Source organism: Streptomyces atriruber, from assembly GCF_001418325.1.
GTDB classification, from domain to species: domain Bacteria; phylum Actinomycetota; class Actinomycetes; order Streptomycetales; family Streptomycetaceae; genus Streptomyces; species Streptomyces atriruber.
This window is the reverse complement of sequence record NZ_LIPN01000633.1, coordinates 1-1,112: the sequence shown is the minus strand read 5'-3', so window position 1 is coordinate 1,112 and position 1,112 is coordinate 1. Positions and strand designations below refer to the sequence as shown.

The 1,112-nt window shown below is 78.2% G+C and carries 1 protein-coding gene; it reads left to right on the top strand.

The genetic code is table 11. The features are described 5' to 3' along the window. Window positions 1-22 precede the first annotated feature (22 nt). On the top strand, window positions 23-685 hold the full coding sequence (locus AOK03_RS39535; protein WP_063792677.1) for an aspartate/glutamate racemase family protein: 663 nt from the start codon (window positions 23-25) through the stop codon (window positions 683-685). Window positions 686-1,112 lie beyond the last annotated feature (427 nt).

Here is a 1,112-nt window from a genome sequence, read left to right as displayed (position 1 = left end):
GGCCGGTGCGCGCCGCGGCGCGGTGCTGGGGCTGCTGCACACCTCGCCCGTGCACGTGCCCGTCTTCGACGGCCTGCGGGACGCCGGGCACCCGGAGCTCGAACTGCGCCACCACGTGGTGGAGGAGCTCCTCGCGCGGGCGAGGCGGGAAGGGACGGACGCGGTCGCTCCCGCCGTGCGGGCCGCCCTCGTGCGGGCCGCCGGGGGCGGGGACGGGAGCGCGGGTGGAGGCGGCGTCGCTGCCGTGCTCTGTACGTGTTCCACCATCGGGGGCGTCGCCGAGGCCGTGGGGGCGGACTTGGGCGTTCCGGTGGTCCGCGTCGACCGGCCCATGGCGGCCGCGGCCGTCGCCGCGGGATCCCGGGTCGTCGTGCTCGCCACGGTCCCGTCCACGGTGGCGCCGACCACGGCACTCGTCGAGGAGGAGGCGCGGCGGGCCGGACGGGACGTTTCCGTGCGGGCCGTGGTGGTCGAGGAGGCGTGGGCCCGGTTCGAGGCGGGGGACTCCGCCGGGTATGCCGAGGGCGTGGCCCGTGCGGTGCGCGAGGTGCGGGACGCCGACGCGATCGTGCTGGCGCAGGCCTCCATGGCGGGGGCGGAAGCGCTGGTCCCGGAGATCCGGGTGCCGGTGCTCTCCAGCCCACGGCCCGGGCTCGCGGCCGCGGCGGCGCTGGCCTCCCGGTAGGCCCCGGCGAGCGGGCCCGGAGAGGGGTCCCGCCGTCGGGTGTCCGCCACGGGCACAGCGCCTCGAACCGTGGAAGGCTTGGGCGCGGGGGCGTCGGGTACGCGGGGAGGAACCGCTGGCGTACCGCAGCTGGAGGAGTGTGATGACTCAACCTTTCCCCGATCCCGCACCGACCCCGGGGCCGGTCAGGCCCTTCCCGGACCCTGACCCCGTGCCGCCGCCGGAGCCGGAGAGGCCCTTCCCGGACCCGGATCCCGTGCCGCGCCCGGAACCCCGGCCCAGCCCGGATCCGCCGCCCCCGTCCCCGATTCCGCAGCCGCCGGGCCCCGATCCGGCACCCGAGCCGCAGCCCGGGCCGATGCGCTGAGGCGGCCACCTCGGCCACCTCGGCCACTTCGGCTGCCGCGGCTGAAGCGAGGGCGTGAGC